We start from the raw sequence: 21,136 nt of genomic DNA on the forward strand, positions 1-21,136 counted from the left end.
GAGTTCCCGGAACCACTGAGACCCGCCCTGTCCACAGGGCGGGTTTTTCCATGTGGGCGCGGCCCGCGATCGGGGTACGGTTTTACCGACAGCACGTCGGGAAGAGTATTGACTTAGGTAAGCCTAACCATAGAAGATTCGACTGATCTCACAACGGGCTCTCGCCCTTCCTCATCGGCTCCGGAGGCCCCATGAACGCGTCGGACACGTCGGACACGCTGAGCGCGCCGGACACCACGGACCCGGCGGGCACACCCTTCTCGACGCTCATCCGCACCGCGTCGCACGAACAGCACACCGAGGCGGAGACCTCGACGTTCATGAGCGACCTCCTCGGCGGCCGGCTCGGCGTCGAGGCGTACGCGCGCTACACGGAACAGCTGTGGTTCGTGTACGAGGCACTGGAGGCGGGGACCGAGCGGCTGGCCGCCGATCCGGTGGCCGCGCCGTTCCTGCGGCCCGAACTGCTGCGCCGCACGGCTCTGGAGCGCGACCTCGCCCATCTGCGGGGCCCGGACTGGCGGGATACGCTCAGCGCGCTGCCCGCGACCCGCGCGTACGCGGACCGGGTCACGGAGTGCGCCCTCGCGTGGCCGGGCGGCTATGTGGCCCACCACTACACGCGCTACCTGGGCGACCTCTCCGGCGGCCAGATCATCCGCGGCAAGGCGGAGCGGACCTGGGGCTTCAGCCGCAAGGGCGACGGGGTCCGCTTCTACGTCTTCGAGGACATCTCCAACCCGGCCGCGTTCAAGCGGGAGTACCGCGAGCTGCTGGACGGGGTCCGGGCCGACGATCTGGAGAAGCAGCGGATCGTGGCGGAGTGCAAGCGGGCGTTCGCCCTGAACACCGGGGTGTTCAGGGCCCTCGGCGAGGAGTTCCCGCTGACCGCCTGAGGGTTCGCCCCGGGCGCGGGGTCAGCACCCGGGCCCCAGCCGCCGGAATGCTCCGGGCCCGTGTCCCCGGGTTCCCCCGGCGCGGGGGAACCACCCGGTCCGTACGCCTACGGGCCGGTGGGGGCCGATCGCGCAGTTCCCCGCGCCCCTGAAGGGCGCGGGCGCGGCCGCCCCGGCCGGCACCGCTTCAGCGTTCCAGGTGGACCCTGCCACCCATCTCGACCCAGTCGCCCGGCTGCGGTGCGGTGAGGATCTGCGAACCGACGCCCTGGGTGATGTTGAGGGCCCGGCCGAGCTGCTGGGTCAGCAGCATCGCCGCCGCTCCGGTGGCCTCGTCCTCCTCGATGCCGTCGTTGCGGCCGGGAAAGGCGCGGGCCCTCACTCGGCCGGCGGCCTCGTCCTCCCAGGCCCAGGCATAGATCCACTCGCCCGACGGCGGCACGGCCAGCGCTTCGACCTCGGCCGCGGTCCCGTGCCGCCGCAGCGTCCTCGGCGGCGCCCACTCGGCCCGCGCCTCGATCCAGCTGAACTCGCCGTCCAGCCGGACTCCCACCACACCGGCGGGTGTGACCAGTTCGGGCACGTCGAGCAGCCATCCCACCCCGACGCACGGATGTCCGGCGAACGGCAGCCGCAGCGAAGGGGTGTAGATGTCGATGACCCCGCGCTCGGGGTCGTCGACGAACACGGTCTCGCTGAAGCCGAGTTTCGCGGCGAGCTCCTGCCGTTCGGCGCGGTCCGGCATCACCGAGCCCTCGCGCACGACACCGAGCTCATTGCCATACCCGCCGCCTGGTCCGCAGAAGACCCGCAGCACGTCGTAGTCAGTCACTCCGGCATTCAAACATTCATCCGCCTGGTCGGTGACCCACAAGACCGGACCGCCCGCCTCCGGAAGCTCCCTGATCATCGGGAACGCTGTCGGTGGCGGGCGGTCCGGTCCGCCGGTCCGGACGGGAACGCGTCCGGACCGGTTTCCGACGGATCAGGCGTTCTGCCGCCGTCGCATGGCGACCACCACGCCGGCGCCCGCCGCGAGGGTCACCGCGGTCGCGGCTCCCAGAGCGCCGACCGGTACCTCCGACCCCGTCGAGGCCAGGGCACCGCTCACACCGCCCGTCGTGGACCCGGTCGTCCCCGCGCCGCCCGTGGTGCCCGACGACGTACCGGAGCCGTCCGAGCCCGAGCCGGAACCCGAGCCGGAACCGGAGCCCGACCCGCCGTTCCCGTCCGGCAGTTCGGCGTCGTCGCTCAGCGCCACCGAGAGGCCGACCGGGTCCAGCTCGGTGCCCTCGGCGTAGAAGCCCCCGAAGGCCTCCGCGCCGGCCTTGGTGAGCTTGGCGGTCACTCCGTCGAGAGTGATCACGTCGTCCTGCGCCGTCAGGCCCTCGGTGTCCGTGCTCAGGTCCGCGAGGACGACGTCGTCGGAGGTCTTGCCGAGGCTGTCGACGTCGGCGGTCAGCTCGCCGGAACCGCCGTCGAGTTCCACGCCGAGGTCGCTGAGGGTGAGGTCGAGGCCGTAACTGCCGTTCGCCTCATGGCCCTTGAAGTTGACGGCGCCCTCGAAGGAGGCCGAGAGCGTGTCGGCGTCGGTGTCATAGGTGCCGGTGGCGTCCGTGAAGGTGAAGGCGCCGTTGCCTGCGGCCTGCGTGGCGCCGCCGGACACGGTGATCTTCCCCTGGGCGGCACCGTCCACGACGTACGTACGGAAGGACTGCTTCACACCCCAGCCGAGCGTGCCGTCCGCTATCTCGCCCCGGGCGGGGGCGCCGGTCCCGGAGGCCGAGGCGGTCGGGCTCGCACTCTCCGAGGCCGGGTCCGAGGACGACGGGGACGCCGAGGAGGAGGACGAGGGTGACGCGGAGGCCGAGGCGGACGTGGACGTGGACGAGGTCGGCTCCGGGGACGCCGAGCCGGTCGCGGTCTCGGTCGGGGTCGCGGTCGGCGTCTGCGTCGGGGCCGGCTTCTGCGTCACGGAGAGCGGATCGCCCGCGGCGCCCTCGTAGCCCGCGCTGCCGAGGACGGTCGCCGCCTCCTTCGTCAGCCTGGTCTCCATGTCCGTCATCGTGCGGGTCACGGTGACATCGGCGAGCGGGACGTCCTCCCGGATCGTGCCGCCGCTCGTGACATCGGCGGTGATCTCCGCCGCCGCGCTGTCGAACTTCACGTCGGACAAGGTGAGTTCGAAGCCGTGCAGCTTGGAGGCGATCTTCAGACTGCCCGCGAAGCCGAGCCGTACGGCATGGGTGCCGGAGTCGTACGTCCCGCTGCCGTCGGTGAAGGTGAACGCGCCGTTGCCGTCCGCCTGCGTCGCCCCGCCGGACGGGGTGAAGGTCCCGGCCGCCATCCCGGTCACGTACGAGCGGTAGGACTGCTTGATCCCCCAGGTCAACTCGTAGTCCTTGAGCGGCGCTTCGGCGGCGGACGCGCTGGTCACGGCGAAGGCGCCGGCCCCCAGGGCGACCGCGACGGCGGCGGCGAGTGCGAGAGGGCGGTGGCGATGGGCGGCCATGGTCGTGGGTCTCCTCGGGGATGGGCGTCCTGCGCCGGGGCGCGGGGATCGGTGGAGTACGGGGAACGAAGTGGGGTGGACGGGGAGTGGTTCGGGGGGTGCGTCGGGGTGGGGGGCGAGCCGGCGTCGGGGGTCGGTTGGGGGTGTGTCGGGGGTGAGGGTGGGTCGGGTCAGTCGGTGGGCGTGCGGCGCCTGCGGACGACGCCGAAGGCGACCGCGGCCGCGAGCAGCGCTCCGAGGGCTAGGGCGACCGGCAGGGCCGATCCGCCGACGGGGCCGCCGCTCGCGGTGTTCTCGGCACGGGGCGCAACCTTCGCGTCGGGCGCCCGCGACGCGCGCGGCGTGGGCGAGGGGGACGCGGACTCGCCGAGGTCGGGCAGGGCGGGGAGCCGTGCGTCGTCCGTGAGGGCGATCGAGAGGGTCACCGGGTCCATGCGCGTGCCGGCTCGGTAGACCCCGCCGAACGCCTTGGCGCCACGGGCCGTCAACGTGCTCGGCACCTCGGTGAGTTGGAGCAGTCCGCCCTTCGGCTTCATGCCCTTGGCGGAGAAGGTCACGAGCGGGACCTTCTTCCCGGTGAGGTCCGCGCTCGCCACATCGGCGTAGAGCGTGCCTTCGCCGTCCTCGACGGTGACCCGCACTCCGCCGAGCCCGAGGTCGAGCCCCTGCCGGCCGGTGAAGCGCAGTGCCCCGTCGAAGGCGGCCGTCAGGACGTGCTTCTTCCCGTCGTACGTGCCCTCGCCCGCGGGGAACCGGAAGAGCGCGCCGCCGTCCTGGGCCCCGGAGGTCAGCGTCCACTTCCCGCCGGCGACGGGCCCGGTGACGTACTCGCGGAACGTGCGGCGCACCCCCCAGTCGACGGCTCCGTCCTCGATCGCGTCCGCCTTCGCTCTCCCGGCCTTCTTCGCCGGGGACTTGGACGGCTTCGCGGTGGGCGTGGCCGACGGCCCGGCCGGGGCCAGGACGTCCGCCTCCAGGCTCACGGGATCGAGTGCCGTGCCCGCCGCGTAGTAGCCGGCGAAGGACCGGGCGCCCTGTGAAGTGAGCCTGGCCGGAAGGTTGTCGAGCCGGACGGCGGTGCCGCCGCCCTTCATGTCGATGCCGCCGAGGGAGAGAGCGGCGAAGGGCACCCCCCTGGACGTCGTGACCGTCCCGGTGCCCTTCGCCTTGCTGGTGATGTCGACGTAGAGGGTGCCGCCACCGCCGGTGATGCGGACGACGGGACGGCTGATCGTGAGGTCGAGTTCGTAGCCGCCGCCGCTCTTGCGGTGTCCGACGAAGCGGACTCCGCCGGAGTAGGCGGCGGTGAAGGCGCCCGTGTCGCCGTCGTAGGAGCCGGTGGCGGAGTGGAAGCGGAACTGGCTCGCGCCGACCGTGGCCGCGCCCCCGGTGAGGGAGTAACTCCCCTTCGCGACGGGCCCGGTGACATAGCTCTGGAAGGACGACTTGATGCCCCAGTCGAGCCGGCCGCCCCGCACGGTGCGGCTCGCCGCGTGGGCGGTCGTGGCGGTGAGCAGGGCCCCCAGCACGGCCACGCAGACCACGGCGGCCCCCAGGGCCCTCGAACGCGCGGTCATGGGTGTCCTCCGGATTCCGGGGTCCGGAGAACCCCTGGCGACTTAGGTAAGGCTAACCTAAACTATCGACCGGACGTGCTGGAAGAGGACCGAGAGGAACAACGGGACAGTGCAACGCTTGCGCACACGACTGGCGGGGGCGCTGCTGTCCGCGCTCGCCCTCACCCTGACCGGATGCGGGGGCTCCGCCGGCCCCGCGCCGACGGCGGCCACCGGAGCCTCCGGGACGAACGGATCGGACGGCACCGACCGGGTCGAACCCCTGGCGTCCCCCGGCAAGCCCCGACTCCCGGTCACGGTGCGGTCGTTCGGCGGACCGCGGACGACCGTCGAGAAGGCCGACAGGATCGTCCCCCTGTCCGGCAGCCTCAGCGAGATCGTCTTCACGCTCGGGCTCGGCGACCGGGTCGTCGCCCGCGACATCACCGCCACCTTCGACCAGGCCAGGGAACTGCCGGTCGTCACCCGCAACCACGACGTCTCCGCCGAGAGCGTGCTCTCCCTCCACCCCGACCTCGTCCTCGCCGAGTCGACGACCGGACCGGACGAGGCGATGGAGCAGATCCGCGACGCCGGTGTCCCCGTCCTGGTCGTCGCCCCCGCGCGCGGCCTCGCCGACGTGGGCCCGCGCATCCGGACGGTCGCCGACGCCCTCGGCGTACCGGCGGCGGGGAAGCGGCTGGCACAGCGGTCGCAGGACCGGATCGCCGCCGTGCGCAAGGCGATTCCGCCGCACGCCGACCACCCGCGCGTCGCCTTCCTCTACCTGCGCGGCTCCGCCTCCGTCTATCTCATCGGCGGCCGCGGCTCGGGCGCGACCTCGCTGCTGGAGGCGGCGGGGGCGGTCGACGCGGGCGCCGAGTCGGGCCTGGACAAGGACTTCACCGCCATCACCACCGAGGCGCTCGTCCGGGCCGCGCCCGACGCGATCCTCGTGATGTCCAAGGGCCTCGCGTCCGTCGGCGGAACCGACGGGCTCGTCAAGATCCCGGGGGTGGCACAGACCCCGGCCGGCACGAAGCGCCGGGTGGTGTCCGTCGAGGACGGGGTGCTTCTCAACTACGGCCCGCGCACGGACCAGGTACTGCGCTCGCTGGTACGGCAGTTGTACGGGGACGCCCGATGACCGCCCTCGACCGCCCGGCGTCCGGGGCGCCCGCCGAACCGGTCACCGGCGAGGCCGTCACCGCTCCCGTGCGCGGGCGGGCACACGGCACCCCCTGGCTCCTGACCGCCGGGCTGCTCGCCGCCCTGCTCGTCCTGGTCCCCGTGGCCGCCGGGCTCGGCGCGTACCCCATCCCCACCGGGGACGTGCTGGCCTCCGTCGCGCACCGCGCCGGTCTCGGGGGCGCCGCGCTGGACCGGGTCCCGGAGTCGGTCCTGTGGGACGTGCGCTTCCCGCGGATCGTGCTCGCGCTGCTCATCGGCGCCTCGCTGGGCTGCGCGGGCGCTCTGATGCAGGGCGTGTTCGGCAATCCGCTGGCCGAACCCGGCGTCATCGGCGTCTCGTCGGGCGCGGCGGTCGGCGCGGTCGCCGCCATCGCGCTCGGCCTGGACTTCCTCGGCACCTTCACCGTCCCGGCCGTCGCCTTCGTCACGGGACTGGCCGCGGTCCTGGTCGTCTACGCGATGTCCCGCTCGGGCGGCCGCACCGAGGTCGTCACACTGATCCTCACCGGGATCGCCCTGAACGCCTTCACCGGCGCCCTGATCGGACTGTTCCTGTTCTTCGCGGACTCCGCCGCCGTCAGCCAGATCACCTTCTGGCAGCTGGGATCGCTGGCTCAGGCGACCTGGCCGAAGGTTCTCGCGGTCCTGCCCTGCGCCGCGACCGGCCTGGCCCTGGCACCGCTGTACGCCCGCCGACTCGATCTGCTGTCCCTCGGCGAACGGCCGGCCCGGCACCTGGGCGTCGACGTCGAACGGCTGCGGCTCGTCCTCGTGCTGGTCATCGCGCTGCTCACCGCGGCGGCCGTCAGCGTCTCCGGGATCATCGGCTTCATCGGTCTGGTCGTACCGCATCTGCTGCGCATGGCGGCCGGGCCCGGACACCGCTTCCTGATCCCGGGCAGCGCGCTCGGCGGCGCGGCCGTGCTGCTGGCGGCCGACCTCGCCGCCCGGACGATCGCACAACCCGCCGAACTCCCCCTCGGCGTCCTGACCGCCCTGCTGGGCAGCCCGTTCTTCCTGTGGCTGCTGCGCAGGACCCGTCGCAAGCAAGGAGGCTGGGCGTGAGATCCGCCGGAAACGACACCGGGCGCACGCTCCCGAAACTCCCCCGCACGACCGCCGGGACCCGGCTCGCGCGTACCGCCGGGCGGCTGCGGCTCGCGCGTACGGCACGGCTCCTGCCGCCGTCCGCGCCCGCCCCCGGCGACGTGCTCGCCGAGACCGAGGGCCTCCGGGTCCGGCTCGGCGACCGGGAGGTGCTGCGCGGGGTCGACGTCGCCGCCCGCGCGGGCGAGGTCCTCGCGCTGGTCGGGCCCAACGGGGCGGGAAAATCAACCCTCTTGTCCGCGCTGGCGGCCGATCTGCCCGCCACGGAAGGGGTCGTACGCCTGCACGGGCGCCCGGCGGCGCACTGGACCGCGTCCGAACTCGCCCTGCGCCGGGCCGTTCTCCCCCAGTCGGCGTCGCTCTCCTTCCCGTTCACGGTCGAGGAGGTCGTCCGGATGGGGCGGGCGCCCTGGGCCCGCGCTCCGCAGGACGACGACGACACGGCGGTCGCGGCCGCCATGGCCGCCACCGAGGTCACCGCTTTCGCGCCACGCTCGTTCGCCGCGCTCAGCGGCGGGGAGCGCGCGCGTGTCGCACTCGCCCGGGTGCTCGCCCAGCGCGCGCCACTGCTGCTGCTCGACGAACCGACCGCCGCACTCGACCTGCGGCACCAGGAGTTGGTGCTGCGGGTGTGCCGGGAAAGGGCGCACGCCGGTGACGCGGTGGTCGTGGTGCTGCACGATCTGGGGCTGGCGGCGGCGTACGCGCACCGGGTCGCGATCCTGTGCGCCGGTCGTGTCGCGGCCCACGGCCGGCCGGCGGAGGTCTTCACCGGCGAACTGCTGACCGAGGTCTACCGGCAGCCGGTCGAGGTGTTCCCGCACCCCAGGACCGGCGCCGCGCTCATCACCCCGAAACGCGACGAACCCTTCCACTTGACCATCTCTTGACCCTCCCATGGGGTCTGTTTTGAGTCACCGTGATCAAGCCGTTCCTGTACGCCGTCTGTGAGAGGTGAATCACCGCACGGGCGGGTATCAGTGAGGCAAGCCTCAGATAAGTTAGGCCAGCCTCACCATGCCGAGCGGGCCCCGCCGTGCGGCTTGTCCGACTTCTCTTGGAGCCTGCATGCGAGCCGTTCGACTGTCCGTTGTCACCGCTGCCGCCACCGCGGCCGCCCTGGCCGCCGTCACGGGTTGCACCCAGAAGAGCGACGCGAAGAACGGCGACGCGATCCAGGTGACGGCCAGCGACACCGCGTGCAAGGTGTCCAAGAAGGAGTTCCCCGCGGGGCACGTCCAGCTCGACATCGAGAACAAGGGCTCCAAGGTCACCGAGGTCTACCTGCTGTTCCCGGACGACCGGATCGTCAGCGAGCGGGAGAACATCGGTCCCGGCACCAAGCAGCGGGTCACCGCCGAGGTGAAGGCCGGCGAGTACGTCATCGCCTGCAAGCCCGGGATGAAGGGCAAGGGCATCCGCCAGGCCGTCAAGGTCACCGGCGGCAAGGTCGCCAAGCGCGACCCGCGCCTGGACAAGGCGGTCGCCGCGTACCGCGAGTACGCGCAGGAGCAGGCCGACGCCACGCTGCCGAAGGCGGAGGCGTTCGCCAAGGCCGTCAAGGCCGGCGACATCGAGGCCGCGAAGAAGGAGTTCGCCTCCTCGCGTCTGGGCTGGGAGCGCACCGAGCCGGTCGCGGAGTCCTTCGGTGACATCGACCCGAAGGTCGACGTCCGCGAGGACGGCCTGGAAGAGGGCCAGGACCCGGCCACGGACTGGACCGGCTGGCACCGTCTGGAGAAGTCCCTGTGGCAGGACAAGAAGATCGGCGACCGTGAGAAGGAGCTCGCCGGCCTGCTGGTCACGGACCTGACCGACTGGCAGAAGCGGGTCGGCAAGGCCGAGATCACCCCGACCTCCATGGCCAACGGCGCCAAGGAGCTGCTGGACGAGGTCGCCAGCGGCAAGGTCACCGGCGAGGAGGACCGCTACTCGCACACCGACCTGAGCGACTTCAAGGGCAACGTCGAGGGCGCGCAGAAGGCGTACGAGCTGCTCAAGCCGGTCGCCTCGGAGAACGACGCGGCGCTGACGGCGGAGCTCGACAAGCAGTTCGCCGCGCTGAACACGCTGCTCGACAAGTACCGCACGGACAAGACCTCGTACGACTTCACCTCGTACGACAAGGTCGGCAAGGCCGACCGCAAGGAGCTCTCGGACGCCGTCAACGCGCTCGCCGAGCCCCTGTCCAAGCTCGCCGCCGCCGTCGTGAAGTAGGAGCAGCGCCATGACGGACACCCCGGACAGCACGAACGCCACGGACGGCACGGACGGCGCCTGCCCCGTCGGGCCCGCCCGCGCCGGCTCCGCGCCCAGCCGACGTTCCCTGATCGGCTGGGGCGGTGCCGGGCTCGCCCTCGGTGCCGCCGCGGCCGGCGGTGCCGTCGCGATGACCCGCGTCGGCAACGACGTCGATCCGGCCGGCGCCGACATCGGTGCCGGCATCCCCTTCCACGGCCCGCATCAGGCCGGCATCGCGACAGCGGTGCAGGACCGGCTGCACTTCGCCGCGTTCGACGTGAAGACGGACGACCGCGCCGAGTTCGTCCAGCTCCTCAAGGACTGGACGCAGGCCGCCGCCCGGATGACCGCCGGACACGCGGTCGGCGAGGGCGCCTACGGCGGTCTGGCCGAGGCGCCGCCGGACGACACCGGTGAGGCGCTGGGGCTCAAGCCGTCCCGGCTGACGCTGACCATCGGCTTCGGTCCGTCGCTGTTCGGGAAGTTCGATCTGGCGGACCGGCGGCCTGAGGCGCTCGTCGATCTTCCGGCGTTCTCGGGCGACAACCTGGACAAGGCGCGCAGCGACGGCGACCTGTGCATCCAGGCCTGCGCGGACGACCCGCAGGTGGCGGTGCACGCCATCCGCAACCTGGCCCGCATCGGCTTCGGCAAGGTCGCCATCCGCTGGTCGCAGCTCGGCTTCGGCAAGACGTCGTCCACGACCCCGGACGCGCAGACCCCGCGCAACCTGATGGGCTTCAAGGACGGCACCCGCAACATCGCGGGCACCGAGACCGGGCGGCTGCAGAAGTTCGTGTGGGCCGACGAGAAGGACAACGGTCCGGACTCCGCCTGGATGACCGGCGGTTCCTACCTCGTCGCCCGGCGCATCCGGATGAACATCGAGACCTGGGACCGTACCTCGCTCCAGGAGCAGGAGGACATCTTCGGCCGCGACAAGGGCGAGGGCGCCCCCGTCGGCAAGGCCAAGGAGCACGACAAGCCGTTCCTGAAGGCGATGAAGCCCGACGCGCACGTCCGGCTCGCCCACCCCGACTCCAACGACGGGGTGACGATCCTGCGCCGCGGCTACTCCTTCACGGACGGCACGGACGGTCTCGGCCGCCTCGAAGCGGGCCTGTTCTTCCTCGCCTACCAGCGGGACGTGCGCAAGGGGTTCATCCCCCTCCAGCGCAACCTGTCGCGCTCCGACGCGCTCAACGAGTACATCCAGCACGTGAGTTCGGCGGTCTTCGCCGTTCCGCCCGGCGTCCGGGACAAGGACGACTGGTGGGGCCGGGCGCTGTTCTCCAAGGAGGCGTGACCGTGTTCAGCAACTACCTGATCGGACTCCGCGAGGGCCTGGAGGCCAGCCTCGTCGTCTGCATCCTCATCGCCTACCTGGTGAAGACGGAGCGCAGGGACGCCCTGAAGCCGATCTGGATCGGCATCGGCGTCGCGATCACCGTGGCGCTCGGTTTCGGCTGCGCCCTGGAGTTCGGCTCCCAGGAGATGACGTTCCAGGCCCAGGAGCTGCTCGGCGGTTCGCTGTCGATCCTCGCCGTGGGCCTGGTGACGTGGATGGTCTTCTGGATGCGGCGCACCGCCCGGCACCTGAAGTCCGAGCTGCACGGCAGGCTGGACGCGGCGCTCGCCATGGGAACGGGCGCTCTGGTCGCGACCGCGTTCCTGGCGGTCGGCCGGGAGGGCCTGGAGACGGCCCTGTTCGTGTGGGCGTCGGTGCACGCGGCCAGCGACGGCACGCCCCGCCCGCTGATCGGCGTGGCGCTGGGCCTGGCCACCGCGGTCCTGCTCGGCTGGCTGTTCTACCGCGGCGCGCTGAGGATCAACCTCGCCAAGTTCTTCACCTGGACCGGCGGCATGCTGGTCGTCGTCGCCGCGGGCGTGCTCGCGTACGGCGTCCACGACCTCCAGGAGGCCGACTTCGTCCCGGGACTGACGAACCTGGCCTTCGACATCAGCGGAACGATCGACCCGTCGAGCTGGTACGGCACCCTGCTGAAGGGCGTCTTCAACTTCCAGCCCGACCCGACCGTCCTTCAGGTCACGGTGTGGGCGCTGTACTTGGTGCCGACGCTCACGATCTTCTTCGCCCCGGTAGGGTTCGCCTCCGGGAAGAAGAAGGTGAAGGCACCTGATGAGCAGGGATCGCACGGGTCGCAGCCCTCGAAGGCCTCTTAGTCTCCGTCGTTTCGGCCGTCTCGCCCTGGCGGCGACGACGGTGACCGCGCTGTGGGCGACGGCGAGCGGCTGCGTGGTGGTGCACGGCGAACGAGAGGTCGTGCCGGCCACGACCCGCGCCGAAGCCGCCCGCGCGCTGGAGGACTTCACCGCCGCCTACAACAAGGCGGACGCGACGTACGACCGTTCGAAGGACGCGGACCGGGTGACCGGTCCGCTCGCGGACATCGACGGCGCGAAGCTGAAGGCCGGACACATCGGCAGACCGGGCGGGAATCCCACGCATTCGCCGCTGGAGTTCGACGACGCCGAGTTCTCGATCCCCGCGAAGGCGGGCTGGCCCCGCTGGTTCGTGGCGGACGCGACCGCCAACAAGGGCGTACCGGGCAGTCGCTGGCTGCTCGTCTTCACCCGGGACGACGCCCGCGAACTGTGGCAGGCCTCGTATCTGACGGTCCTCGGGGCCGGTGACGTACCGGAGTTCGCGAAGGACGAGAGCGGGTGGGCGCAGCCCGTCGCCGCCGACGACGCGGCGCTCGCGGTCGAGCCGCGCAAGCTCGGGCAGTCGTACGCGACCTATCTCAGGACCGGCGGCGACACCTTCGCCACCGGCGTCCACACCTCGCAGTGGCGGACCCAGCGCGAGAAGTTCGCCAGCCGGCCCGGACTCGCCCGGCAGTACATCGACCAGCCGCTGACCTCGGGCGACTACGCGCCGGTGGGGCTGCGCACCGCGGACGGCGGGGCGCTGGTGTTCTTCGCCACGCACCGCTTCGAGAAGGAGACCGCCGCCGCGGGCACCGCGATCCCGGCCCCCGGCGCGGAGGTGCGGGCCCTGACCAAGGGTGAGATCAACCAGTCCCTGACCCTGGAGTTCGTCTCCAACCAGGTCGTCATCGACCCGTTGAAGGGCTCGGGCCGAGGGCAGGTGTCCGTCCTCGGACGGGTCGAGGGGCTGACGGGCGCCAAGGGCGAGTAGCCCGGGGCCGGTCCCCCGCCCGGGCCGGGGCTCAGCCCCGGTGGGGCCAGGCGGCGAGCCGGTCCGCGCCGTTCGCCCCGGCGTAGCGGGCGCATTCGTCGGTCAGGATCTCCAGGAGCGTGAGCGGGTCCGGCAGCGGATGCTCGGGGCCGCGCACCCAGTCGACGCCCAGACCACCGGGGAGCTGGGCCGGCGGCACGAGGACGTACGAGCCGCGGCAGTGCCAGCGCAGGCCGGGGTGTTCGTCCATCGTCTCGGGGTGGCAGTCCAGCTCGCAGGGCCACCACTCGTCCTCGTCCTCGGGCGTACCGCGGGTGAGGGTGAAGAAGAGCATGCGGCCGTCGCCGGTCTCCGCGACGGGCCCGACCTCGATGCCGGAGGCGAGCAGGCGCTCCAGCGCCTCGCGCCCGGCGTCCAGCGGCACGTCCAGGACGTCGTGCACCATGCCGGTCGCGGTGATGAAGTTCGCCTTCGGCTGGTGCCGGGCCCAGCGCTCGATCTGCGCGCGGTCGGTGGTCGACTGCGTCTGCCAGGCGAAGGAGACGGGGTGGCGCGCGGGGGTGGGACAGCCGACGCGGTCACAGGAACAGCGGTAGCCGGAGGGGTACGCGGCCTGCGCGAGCGGCAGCCCCGCGGCGGCGGCGGCGAGCAGCAGGGCCTCACGGCCGTCGGCGGACATCTGCGCCGGGGCTTTGGGCCGGCGTCCGCGCAGCCACTTCGAGATCCTGCCCCGCGTGCCGGAGCGGTGACCGAACTCCGCGCTCATCTATCCCCTCGCCTCGCCGTAGTGCGACTCGTCCTTGCCCCATCGTCCCACCATCCTGAGCTCCGGGTGGCCGGAGCAGACAACCGGGGTAGGTGGGGCGATGCGTCCACCAGGCCCCGATCGAGTGTTATTGCATGATTAGTGGCGATTTCATGGGTTCCGGGCAGGGGGCCGGCCCGTGCGGGGTGTAGTCGACCGGCGCGCCCGTGTAGTCGTACGAGACCGACGCCACTCGGGCGGGACCGGGCGGCGTGGGCCCGGTGACGCGGGAGGCGGGGTCCGGGCGCCGTGGGGCGGATCGGGGGAACCCCGCCCGTACGCCTCCCGCACGCCTCCCGCTCCCGGGGCCGGGCGCACCGCACCATGAGCATCAACTGCCCCTGCGGTTGCGTAAGGAGCCCTCCTTGCACCCTCTTCGCCGCGCCACGCCCCGGCGCTACCTCATGTGCCCACCGGTGCACTTCGACGTCACGTACGCGATCAATCCGTGGATGAACCCCGCCAAGCCGGTCGACGTGCCGCTCGCCCTCGCCCAGTGGGAGGACCTCCGGGACCGCTACCGCTCTCTCGGCCACTCGGTCGAGGAACTCGCCCCCCGCCCGGGTCTGCCGGACATGGTCTTCGCGGCGAACGGCGCGACGGTCGTGGACGGGCGGGTGCTGGGTGCCCGGTTCGCCTACCCGCAGCGCGAGGCGGAGGCTGCGGCGCATCTGGAGTGGTTCCGTGCCCGCGGGTACGGGCGGATCCGCGAGCCGGAGCACGTCAACGAGGGAGAGGGCGACTTCGTCGTCACGGGGTCGTACCTGCTCGCGGGCCGGGGCTTTCGCGCGAGCCCGCTCTCGCACGGGGAGGCACAGGAGTTCCTCGGCCGCCCGGTGATCGGCCTGGACCTGGTCGACCCCCGTTACTACCACCTGGACACGGCCCTCGCCGTCCTCGACGACGGCACCGACGAGATCATGTACCACCCGCCGGCCTTCTCCCCCGGCAGCCGCGAGGTCCTGCGCCGGCTGTTCCCGGAGGCGCTGACCGCCACACCGGAGGACGCCGCCGCGATGGGCCTCAACGCGGTCTCGGACGGACTGCACGTGCTGCTGCCGCAGGAGGCGACGGGCCTCTTCGACCCGCTCCGGGAACGCGGGTTCGTTCCCGTCGGCGTCGATCTCGGCGAGCTCCTCAAGGGCGGCGGAAGCGTGAAGTGCTGCACCCAGGAACTGCGGGGCACCTAGGAGGCGTCCCCGGGCGGCGGCCAGGCGTCGCCCCACTCGGCGTCGCGGGCCGCCTTGTACAGCGGTCCGTGGCGCTTGGTCACCGTCTCCCGGCGCAGCGCCTCGTCCGGCCCGCACAGGTCGAGCAGGACCTGCCCCTTGCGGATCTGCGGCTTGCGCACGACGCGCGAGGGCGCCGGGGCGGGCTCGAAGCGAGTCGCGGCGACGTAGCTGAACTTCTCGTCCTCGTACGGCAGGGAGCCGCCCTTGACCTGGCGGTGCAGGGAGGAACGGGCGACCCGCGCGGAGAAGTGGCACCAGTCCTCGCCCGGGACGATGGGGCAGGTGGCGCTGTGCGGGCAGGGGGCGGCGACGTGGAAGCCGGCGCCGATCAGGCGCTCGCGCGCGGCGAGGACCCGGGTGTAGCCGTCGGGGGTGCCGGGCTCGATGATCACTACCGCCCGGGCGGCGCTCGCGGCGGCGTCCACGACCGAGGCGCGGTCGTCCTCGGTGAGCTCGCCGAGGACGTACGAGACGGTGACGAGATCAGTGCTCTCGATGGTGAGCGCCGCTCCGATACGAGAGCGCTGCCACGCGGCGCCTTCCAGTTCCGGGTTGGCGGCGGCGATCTCCCGGCCGAGCGCGAGGGCCGGTTCGGCCCAGTCGAGCACCGTCACCGGGCGGACGCCGTCCCAGGTCGCGTTCACCGCCCAGGTGGCCGCGCCCGTGCCGCCGCCGACGTCCACATGACTCCCGGGCGTCCAGCCGGGCACCGCGTCCGCGAACGCCTCCAGCGCCGCGCACACCGCCTCGAACGTCGCGGGCATCCGGTACGCGGCGTAGGCGGCCACGTCCGAGCGGTCCCGCAGGATCGGTGTGTGGGTCGGGGTGGTCCCCCGGTAGTTCGCGATCAGCCGCTCGACCGCCTGCGCAGCGGCCTTGGGCGGCAGACCGTCGAGCAGTCCGGCGAGGGCGCTGCGCAGGGTGTCGGCGGGGGGTACGGGGGCGTTCACGGCCCGATTCTCTCAGGTGCCGCGCATCCCCCCGTACCGGCCAGCGGTCTCTTGGAGGCGGGCGCCCCGTACCGGCGGCCGTCTCTCGGAGGCGGCGCTCCCGTACCGGCCCGGGGTCTCGGAGGCGGGCGCCCCCGACCCGCCGGGCGCCCGCTCAGGTCCCGCGCACCGCCCGCCGCAGCCGGGTGGCCGCCGCCGCCCGGGGCGCGTTGTCCGCCGGGCGGCGCCGGGGGTGGACCGTGTTGGCGAGCAGGACGAGGAACGTGTCCGTCGCCGGGTCCAGGACCAGGGAGGTGCCGGTGAACCCGGTGTGGCCGGCCGCGCCGTGGCCCGCGAGGGTGCCCATGAACCAGCGCTGGTCGAGGGCGAATCCGAGGCCGGGCGGGGTGAGGAGGAGTTCGACGAAGTCGGGGCCGAGGATGCGGGCGGGGCCGTACGAACCGCCCGCGAGCAGGGTGCGGCAGAACACGGCCAGATCGCGCGCGGTGGAGAACAGACCCGCGTGCCCGGCGACCCCGCCGAGCGCCCAGGCGTTCTCGTCGTGCACCACACCCCGCAGCATGCCCCGGTCCGCCTTGGCCCAGGGCCGCCGCTGGTCCTCCGTGGCCGCCGCGCCGGGGCAGGGTCCGAAGGCGGTGGCGTTCATCCCGAGCGGGCGCGTGATGCCGTCCCGGACGAGGACGTCGAGCCCCCGGCCGGTGACGCGTTCCAGGACGAACTGGAGCAGGAGGAGGTTGATGTCGGAGTACCGGTACTCGCCCGGCTTCGACGAGGGTGCCTCGGCCTGCAGCAGCGCCAGCCGTGCCGTGTCGTCCGGGCAGTCGTACAGCGGGAGTTCGGGGCGCAGCCCGGAGGTGTGGGTGAGCAGCTGCCGTACGGTGATGCCGTGCTCGCGGGCCGCGCGGAACTCCGGCAGGTACGCGCCGACGCGCGCCTCGATGCCCAGCGTGCCGCGCTCCAGCTGCTGCACCGCGGCGACCGCCGTGAACAGCTTGGTGAGGGAGGCCAGGTCGAAGGGCGTGTGCACGGTCATCGGCACCCGTGCGTGCGGCGGCAGCTCGACCCCGGTGTCCTTGTCCTCGTCGTGGGCCGTGTAGCGGACCGCCCAGCCCGCCGCCTCCTCGACGGCGATGACCGGGCCGCGCCCCGCGACCACCACGACGCCCGCCGCCCACGGGTCGTCCCCGCGGGTGAGGGCACGGACCTCGTGGACGAGCCCGCGCAGTTCACCGGCGTCGAGTCCGGCGCGTTCCGGCGTGCCGTTCCGCAGTCGTGGTGCGCTCAGTTCTCCGCCCCTTTTCCGTTCGCAGTGCGTCCCGTCCGCCGGGGACGGCACAGTCCCACGAAGCAGCCGACGGCCACCAGCGCGGCCACCAGCTGGACAACGGCCATCGGGACGGCGGTGTGCTCTCCCGCGACGCCGACGAGCGGTGAGGCGACCGCGCCGACGAGGAAGGAGGAGGTGCCGAGCAGCGCGGAGGCGGAACCGGCCGTGTGCCGTACGCGCATGAGGGCGAGCGTCTGTGTGTTGGGCAGGGCGAGGCCCATGGCGGACATCAGCACGAACAGCGCGGCGGCGACCGGGGCGAGCCCGACCCGCCCGAGGGCGCCGGTGGACATGAGCAGCAGCGCGGTCGCGGCGAGGACGACGAGGGCGAGGCCGGTGGCGAGGACCTTTTCCAGGGCGACCCGGCCGACCAGCAGTTTGCCGTTGATCTGCCCGGCGATCACGAGGCCGACGGAGTTCACGCCGAAGAGCAGGCTGAAGGTCTGCGGGGAGGCGCCGTACAGGTCCTGGATCACGAACGGGGAGGCCGAGATGTAGGCGAAGAGGGCCGCGAAGGTGAAGCCGCCCGCGAGCATGTACCCGGTGAAGACGCGGTCGGCGAGCAGCCGGCGCATGGCGCGCAGTGCCTCGCCGACGCCGCCGCCGTGCCGGTCCGCGGGTTCGAGGGTCTCGGGCAGTTTCGCCCAGACGAGGGCCGTCAGCCCGATGCCGACGGCGGTGAGGACCACGAACACGCCCCGCCAGTCGGTGAAGCGCAGGATCTGTCCGCCGATGAGGGGCGCGACGACCGGGGCGACGCCGGAGATCAGCATGAGGGTGGAGAAGAAGCGGGCCATCGCCACGCCGTCGTACAGGTCGCGGACGATTGCGCGGGCGATCACTATCCCGGCCGCGCCGGCGAGCCCCTGGACGAGGCGGAAGGCGACGAGGAGGCCGATGCCGGGCGCGAGGGCGCACAGCGCGGTGGCGAGGACGTAGACGGCGAGGCCCCCGAGCAGCGGGCGCCGGCGGCCCCACCTGTCGCTCATGGGCCCGACGACGAGCTGCCCGAGCGCCATGCCCGCGAGGCACGCGGTGAGCGTGAGCTGCACGGTGGCGGCCGGGGCGTGCAGGGAGCCGGTGACCTCCGGCAGCGAGGGGAGGTACATGTCCATCGCGAGTGGGGGTGTGGCGGTGAGCCCGCCGAGGACGAGGGTGACGAGGAGTCCGGTGCGGCGCGGACCGCGGGGTTCCGCGTGCGGTCGCGCCGAGGCGCCGGACCCGGCTCCGGCGGCCGGCGGTGACGCCTCGGCGACCGTCGGCGCGATGCCCGCGGTCCCTGCCTCGGGTATATGCCCTCGCGGGCTCTCCTGGTCCCGCGCGGTGCGGCCACGCTCGGGCATGTGCCCCCCTCTCGGAAAGATGCGGCCCCTATGCTCTCAGTTCGAGCAGCGAGTTCGGAGTACGGATCAAGGGGCGGGCATGACGGGCGAGCGTGAACGCGTGCGGTGGGGGATTCTGGCGACCGGCGGGATCGCCGCGGCGTTCACGGCGGATCTGGTGGACATGCCGGACGCCGAGGTGGTGGCCGTCGCCTCGCGGTCCGAGGCCCCGGCGAAGGCGTTCGCGGAGCGGTTCGGGATCCCGCGGGCGTACGGGGACTGGGCCTCGCTCGCCGCGGACGAGGACGTCGATGTCGTGTACGTCGCCACGCCGCACTCGGCGCACCGGGTGGCCGCGGGGATGTGCCTGGAGGCGGGCCGCCATGTCCTGTGCGAGAAGGCGTTCACGCTGAACGCGCGGGAGGCCCAGGAGCTGGTCGCGCTCGCCCGGGGGAACGGCCGCTTCCTGATGGAGGCCATGTGGATGTACTGCAATCCGCTGGTCCGGCGGCTGAAGGCGCTGGTCGACGACGGGGTGATCGGTGATGTGCGCACGGTGCAGGCCGACTTCGGTCTGGCCGGGCCGTTCCCGCCCTCGCACCGGCTGCGGGATCCCGCGCAGGGCGGCGGCGCGCTGCTCGATCTCGGCGTCTATCCGGTGTCGTTCGCGCAGCTGCTGCTCGGGGAGCCCTCGGACATCGTCGCGAGAGCAGTGCTCTCCGACGAGGGCGTCGATCTCCAGACGGGTGCACTGCTCTCCTTCGAGAGCGGCGCTCTGGCTTCGGTGCACTGCTCCATCAACGGTGGTACGCCCGTCGCCGCCTCCGTCACCGGCTCCGCGGGCCGCATCGACATCCCGGGCGGCTTCTTCTTCCCGGAGCACTTCGTCCTGCACCGCGACGGCCGCGAACCGGAGACCTTCCGCGCCGACCCCTCCTCCGGCCCCCGCAACAGCCTCAAGCACGAGGCCGCCGAGGTGATGCGTGCCCTGCGCGCCGGCGAGACCGAGTCCCCGCTCGTCCCGCTCGACGGCACGCTCGCCGTGATGCGGACGCTCGACACGATCCGCGAGCGCGTCGGCGTCCGCTACCCCGGCGAGGCGCAGGCGTAGGGGGCCGGACCCGTCGGGCGCCTCACGTACGGCGGGCCCCGGTGGTTCACCAAGAAACGGTCAACGGCTCAACCCTCACATACGGAAGCCGCATCTCCGGACCATATAAGCCGTTGGTGCGCTTATGCTCATCATCTCCCCCATCAGGGCTTCACAGTTGGAGCACACGACTTCGGTACGACCACGGTCCACTCCGAGGGGGAGGTGGCAGTCGCTCCGCGGCCCGGGCGGGGGCCGGCCTCGCGCGGGACCGCGAGGCATGCACCGGACCGCGGAGCGGCTGCCCCCGTCGTCAGTCCTGACTGCCGCCTTCCGCCTCCGCCGGTTCCCCGGCGGACCGGCGCCTATGGTTGCGCAGCGCGAGCGCGCCGCCCGCGAGGAGCGCCACCGCCGCCCCGGCCCCGCCGATCAGCCCCCACGGCGCGCCGTCGCCCTGCCCGGCGGCAGCCGGAGCCGGAGCGCCCGCCGCCGCCTTCGCCGCCTTCCGCGTGGGCTTCGCGCTCGCGCCTCCCGCGCTGAGCGGACCGACCAGCGTGCCGACCGGCTCGGCGCTCGCACCCTTGCCGAAACCCCAGTCGAGGAGCTGCGCCGTCTCCTCGTAGACGCCGTTGCCGCCGCTCTTGGGGTGCATCACCGTGACGAGCAGGGTCCGTCCGTCACGGGTCGCCGCGCCGGTGAAGGTGTTGCCGGCATGGCTCGTGTAGCCGTTCTTCACGCCTATCAGGCCCTCGTACGGCTTCATGCCCCACGCTCCCGTCAGCAGGCGGTCGGTGTTCTGGATCTGGAAGGTCTTCTTGCCGCCGGCCGGGAAGTCCGCGGTCCTGGTCGAGCAGTAGCCGCGGAAATCGGCGTCCGCGAGACCGTGCCGGGCGAAGAGCGTCAGGTCGTACGCGGACGACAGCTGGCCCTTGTGGTCGAAGCCGTCGGGGCTGACCACATGGGTGTCCAGGGCCTGAAGGTCCTTCGCGAGCGCCTGCATCTCGGCGACCGTGGCCTCGATGCCGCCGTTCATGTGGCTGAGCACGTGCACCGCGTCGTTGCCGGAGCGCAGGAACACGCCCTGCCACAACTGATCGACGGTGTACGTGATGCCGGGCTTGACGCCGACGAGGCTGGACCCGGCGGGGACGTCGGCGAGGTCGGCGTCGACCACCTTGTACGTCCGCGTGCGCTCGAACTTCTTCAGCACGGCGTCCGCGAACAGCATCTTCAGGGTGGAGGCGGGCGCGAGACGCCGGTGCGCGTTGTACGAGGCGAGCACCTCGCCGCTGGTGTGGTCGGCGACCAGCCAGGAGCGGGCGGTGAGGTGCTTGGGCAGCCCCGACGCGCCGCTCATCTGGATCCCGGCGCGGGCCAGCCTCTCACCGCCGATCGTCGTCGTGGCGTACGCGGTCGTGGCCGTCGCGGCGGCGAGGGGGACGGCGGCGGCGAGGCCCAGAGCGGCACGGCGGGAGAGCCCGGAAGAATCACGCATCCCGGGACCGTACAAAGTCCGTCCGCGCAGCCTGACAGCGGGGTGACCAAGAGAAGGGACGCCGATTCCCGAGCGAGCGCAAACCGTGCGCGCGGAAGCGGGGCCGACCCGCCGGAACAGGCCACACGCCCACCGGAAATGCGCCGCGGCGGGCCCGCCTGCCCGTACGCGGAGTCACTCAACAGGGGTTTCCTGGCAATGGGCCCTTGAAAGGCTGAGAATGGGCTGTCTGACCCAATATTGATTCCG

At 72.6% G+C, this 21,136-nt stretch carries 18 protein-coding genes; 10 read left to right on the top strand and 8 right to left on the bottom strand.

The annotated features are described in order from the left end of the window. The first annotated feature begins 191 nt into the window (after window positions 1–191). Window positions 192–896 carry a biliverdin-producing heme oxygenase gene (locus tag OG410_RS13310; protein WP_329299327.1) on the top strand — a complete coding sequence of 235 codons (705 nt, stop codon included), beginning with the start codon at window positions 192–194 and terminating at the stop codon, window positions 894–896. Between the two features lie 187 nt (window positions 897–1,083). On the opposite strand, the gene OG410_RS13315 is transcribed toward OG410_RS13310, so the two are convergent. The 3 genes from OG410_RS13315 to OG410_RS13325 all read right to left on the bottom strand — a co-directional run bounded on the left by OG410_RS13315 (window position 1,084) and on the right by OG410_RS13325 (window position 4,985). Then, complete coding sequence (locus tag OG410_RS13315) at window positions 1,084–1,728, bottom strand: PhzF family phenazine biosynthesis protein (RefSeq protein WP_329299328.1); 645 nt, start codon at window positions 1,726–1,728, stop codon at window positions 1,084–1,086. 153 nt (window positions 1,729–1,881) lie between these two features. Next, a complete protein-coding gene (locus OG410_RS13320; protein ID WP_329299329.1) occupies window positions 1,882–3,408 on the bottom strand; it encodes an HtaA domain-containing protein in 1,527 nt (508 codons plus the stop codon). A 170-nt stretch (window positions 3,409–3,578) separates the two neighbouring features. Beyond that, on the bottom strand, window positions 3,579–4,985 hold the full coding sequence (locus OG410_RS13325) for an HtaA domain-containing protein (RefSeq protein ID WP_329299330.1): 1,407 nt from the start codon (window positions 4,983–4,985) through the stop codon (window positions 3,579–3,581). A 118-nt stretch (window positions 4,986–5,103) separates the two neighbouring features. Between OG410_RS13325 and OG410_RS13330 the strand changes: the two genes are divergently transcribed. The 7 genes from OG410_RS13330 to OG410_RS13360 all read left to right on the top strand — a co-directional run bounded on the left by OG410_RS13330 (window position 5,104) and on the right by OG410_RS13360 (window position 12,666). After that, on the top strand, window positions 5,104–6,111 hold the full coding sequence (locus OG410_RS13330) for a heme/hemin ABC transporter substrate-binding protein (protein ID WP_443063743.1): 1,008 nt from the start codon (window positions 5,104–5,106) through the stop codon (window positions 6,109–6,111). Then, a complete protein-coding gene (locus tag OG410_RS13335; protein ID WP_329299332.1) occupies window positions 6,108–7,220 on the top strand; it encodes a FecCD family ABC transporter permease in 1,113 nt (370 codons plus the stop codon). The genes OG410_RS13330 and OG410_RS13335 overlap by 4 nt, the downstream gene beginning before the upstream one ends. 86 nt (window positions 7,221–7,306) lie before the next feature. Next, window positions 7,307–8,152 (top strand): heme ABC transporter ATP-binding protein, encoded by an 846-nt coding sequence (locus OG410_RS13340; RefSeq protein WP_329304109.1) that lies wholly within the window; start codon window positions 7,307–7,309, stop codon window positions 8,150–8,152. A gap of 178 nt (window positions 8,153–8,330) precedes the next feature. Then, complete coding sequence (efeO, locus tag OG410_RS13345) at window positions 8,331–9,479, top strand: iron uptake system protein EfeO (protein ID WP_329299333.1); 1,149 nt, start codon at window positions 8,331–8,333, stop codon at window positions 9,477–9,479. 10 nt (window positions 9,480–9,489) lie between these two features. Then, window positions 9,490–10,809, top strand: coding sequence for an iron uptake transporter deferrochelatase/peroxidase subunit (gene efeB, locus OG410_RS13350; RefSeq protein ID WP_329299334.1), 1,320 nt, complete (start codon window positions 9,490–9,492; stop codon window positions 10,807–10,809). 2 nt (window positions 10,810–10,811) lie between these two features. Next, window positions 10,812–11,687 (top strand): iron uptake transporter permease EfeU, encoded by an 876-nt coding sequence (efeU, locus tag OG410_RS13355; protein WP_328453096.1) that lies wholly within the window; start codon window positions 10,812–10,814, stop codon window positions 11,685–11,687. Beyond that, window positions 11,644–12,666, top strand: coding sequence for a hypothetical protein (locus OG410_RS13360; protein ID WP_329299335.1), 1,023 nt, complete (start codon window positions 11,644–11,646; stop codon window positions 12,664–12,666). The genes efeU and OG410_RS13360 overlap by 44 nt, the downstream gene beginning before the upstream one ends. A 31-nt stretch (window positions 12,667–12,697) precedes the next feature. Here OG410_RS13360 and OG410_RS13365 read toward each other — a convergent pair whose 3' ends face one another. Next, on the bottom strand, window positions 12,698–13,432 hold the full coding sequence (locus tag OG410_RS13365) for a bifunctional DNA primase/polymerase (protein WP_329299336.1): 735 nt from the start codon (window positions 13,430–13,432) through the stop codon (window positions 12,698–12,700). 404 nt (window positions 13,433–13,836) lie between these two features. On the opposite strand from OG410_RS13365, the gene ddaH reads away from it, so the two are divergent. Beyond that, window positions 13,837–14,661, top strand: a complete 825-nt coding sequence (gene ddaH, locus OG410_RS13370) for a dimethylargininase (protein ID WP_443063744.1) — start codon at window positions 13,837–13,839, stop codon at window positions 14,659–14,661. On the opposite strand, the gene OG410_RS13375 is transcribed toward ddaH, so the two are convergent. The 3 genes from OG410_RS13375 to OG410_RS13385 form a co-directional block, all read right to left on the bottom strand. After that, complete coding sequence (locus OG410_RS13375) at window positions 14,658–15,653, bottom strand: small ribosomal subunit Rsm22 family protein (protein WP_329299337.1); 996 nt, start codon at window positions 15,651–15,653, stop codon at window positions 14,658–14,660. The two genes, ddaH and OG410_RS13375, sit on opposite strands and share 4 nt — an antisense overlap. A 154-nt stretch (window positions 15,654–15,807) precedes the next feature. Beyond that, window positions 15,808–16,989: a serine hydrolase domain-containing protein gene (locus OG410_RS13380; protein WP_329299338.1), complete on the bottom strand. Its 1,182-nt coding sequence runs from the start codon at window positions 16,987–16,989 to the stop codon at window positions 15,808–15,810. Then, complete coding sequence (locus tag OG410_RS13385) at window positions 16,935–18,323, bottom strand: multidrug effflux MFS transporter (RefSeq protein WP_329299339.1); 1,389 nt, start codon at window positions 18,321–18,323, stop codon at window positions 16,935–16,937. Before OG410_RS13385 ends, OG410_RS13380 begins: the two co-directional genes overlap by 55 nt. A gap of 79 nt (window positions 18,324–18,402) precedes the next feature. On the opposite strand from OG410_RS13385, the gene OG410_RS13390 reads away from it, so the two are divergent. Next, window positions 18,403–19,413: a Gfo/Idh/MocA family protein gene (locus tag OG410_RS13390; protein WP_329299340.1), complete on the top strand. Its 1,011-nt coding sequence runs from the start codon at window positions 18,403–18,405 to the stop codon at window positions 19,411–19,413. A gap of 292 nt (window positions 19,414–19,705) precedes the next feature. Here OG410_RS13390 and OG410_RS13395 read toward each other — a convergent pair whose 3' ends face one another. After that, a complete protein-coding gene (locus OG410_RS13395; RefSeq protein ID WP_329299341.1) occupies window positions 19,706–20,887 on the bottom strand; it encodes a D-alanyl-D-alanine carboxypeptidase family protein in 1,182 nt (393 codons plus the stop codon). Window positions 20,888–21,136: the final 249 nt, after the last annotated feature.

It is taken from the genome of Streptomyces sp. NBC_00659 (assembly GCF_036226925.1).
Lineage (GTDB): Bacteria > Actinomycetota > Actinomycetes > Streptomycetales > Streptomycetaceae > Streptomyces.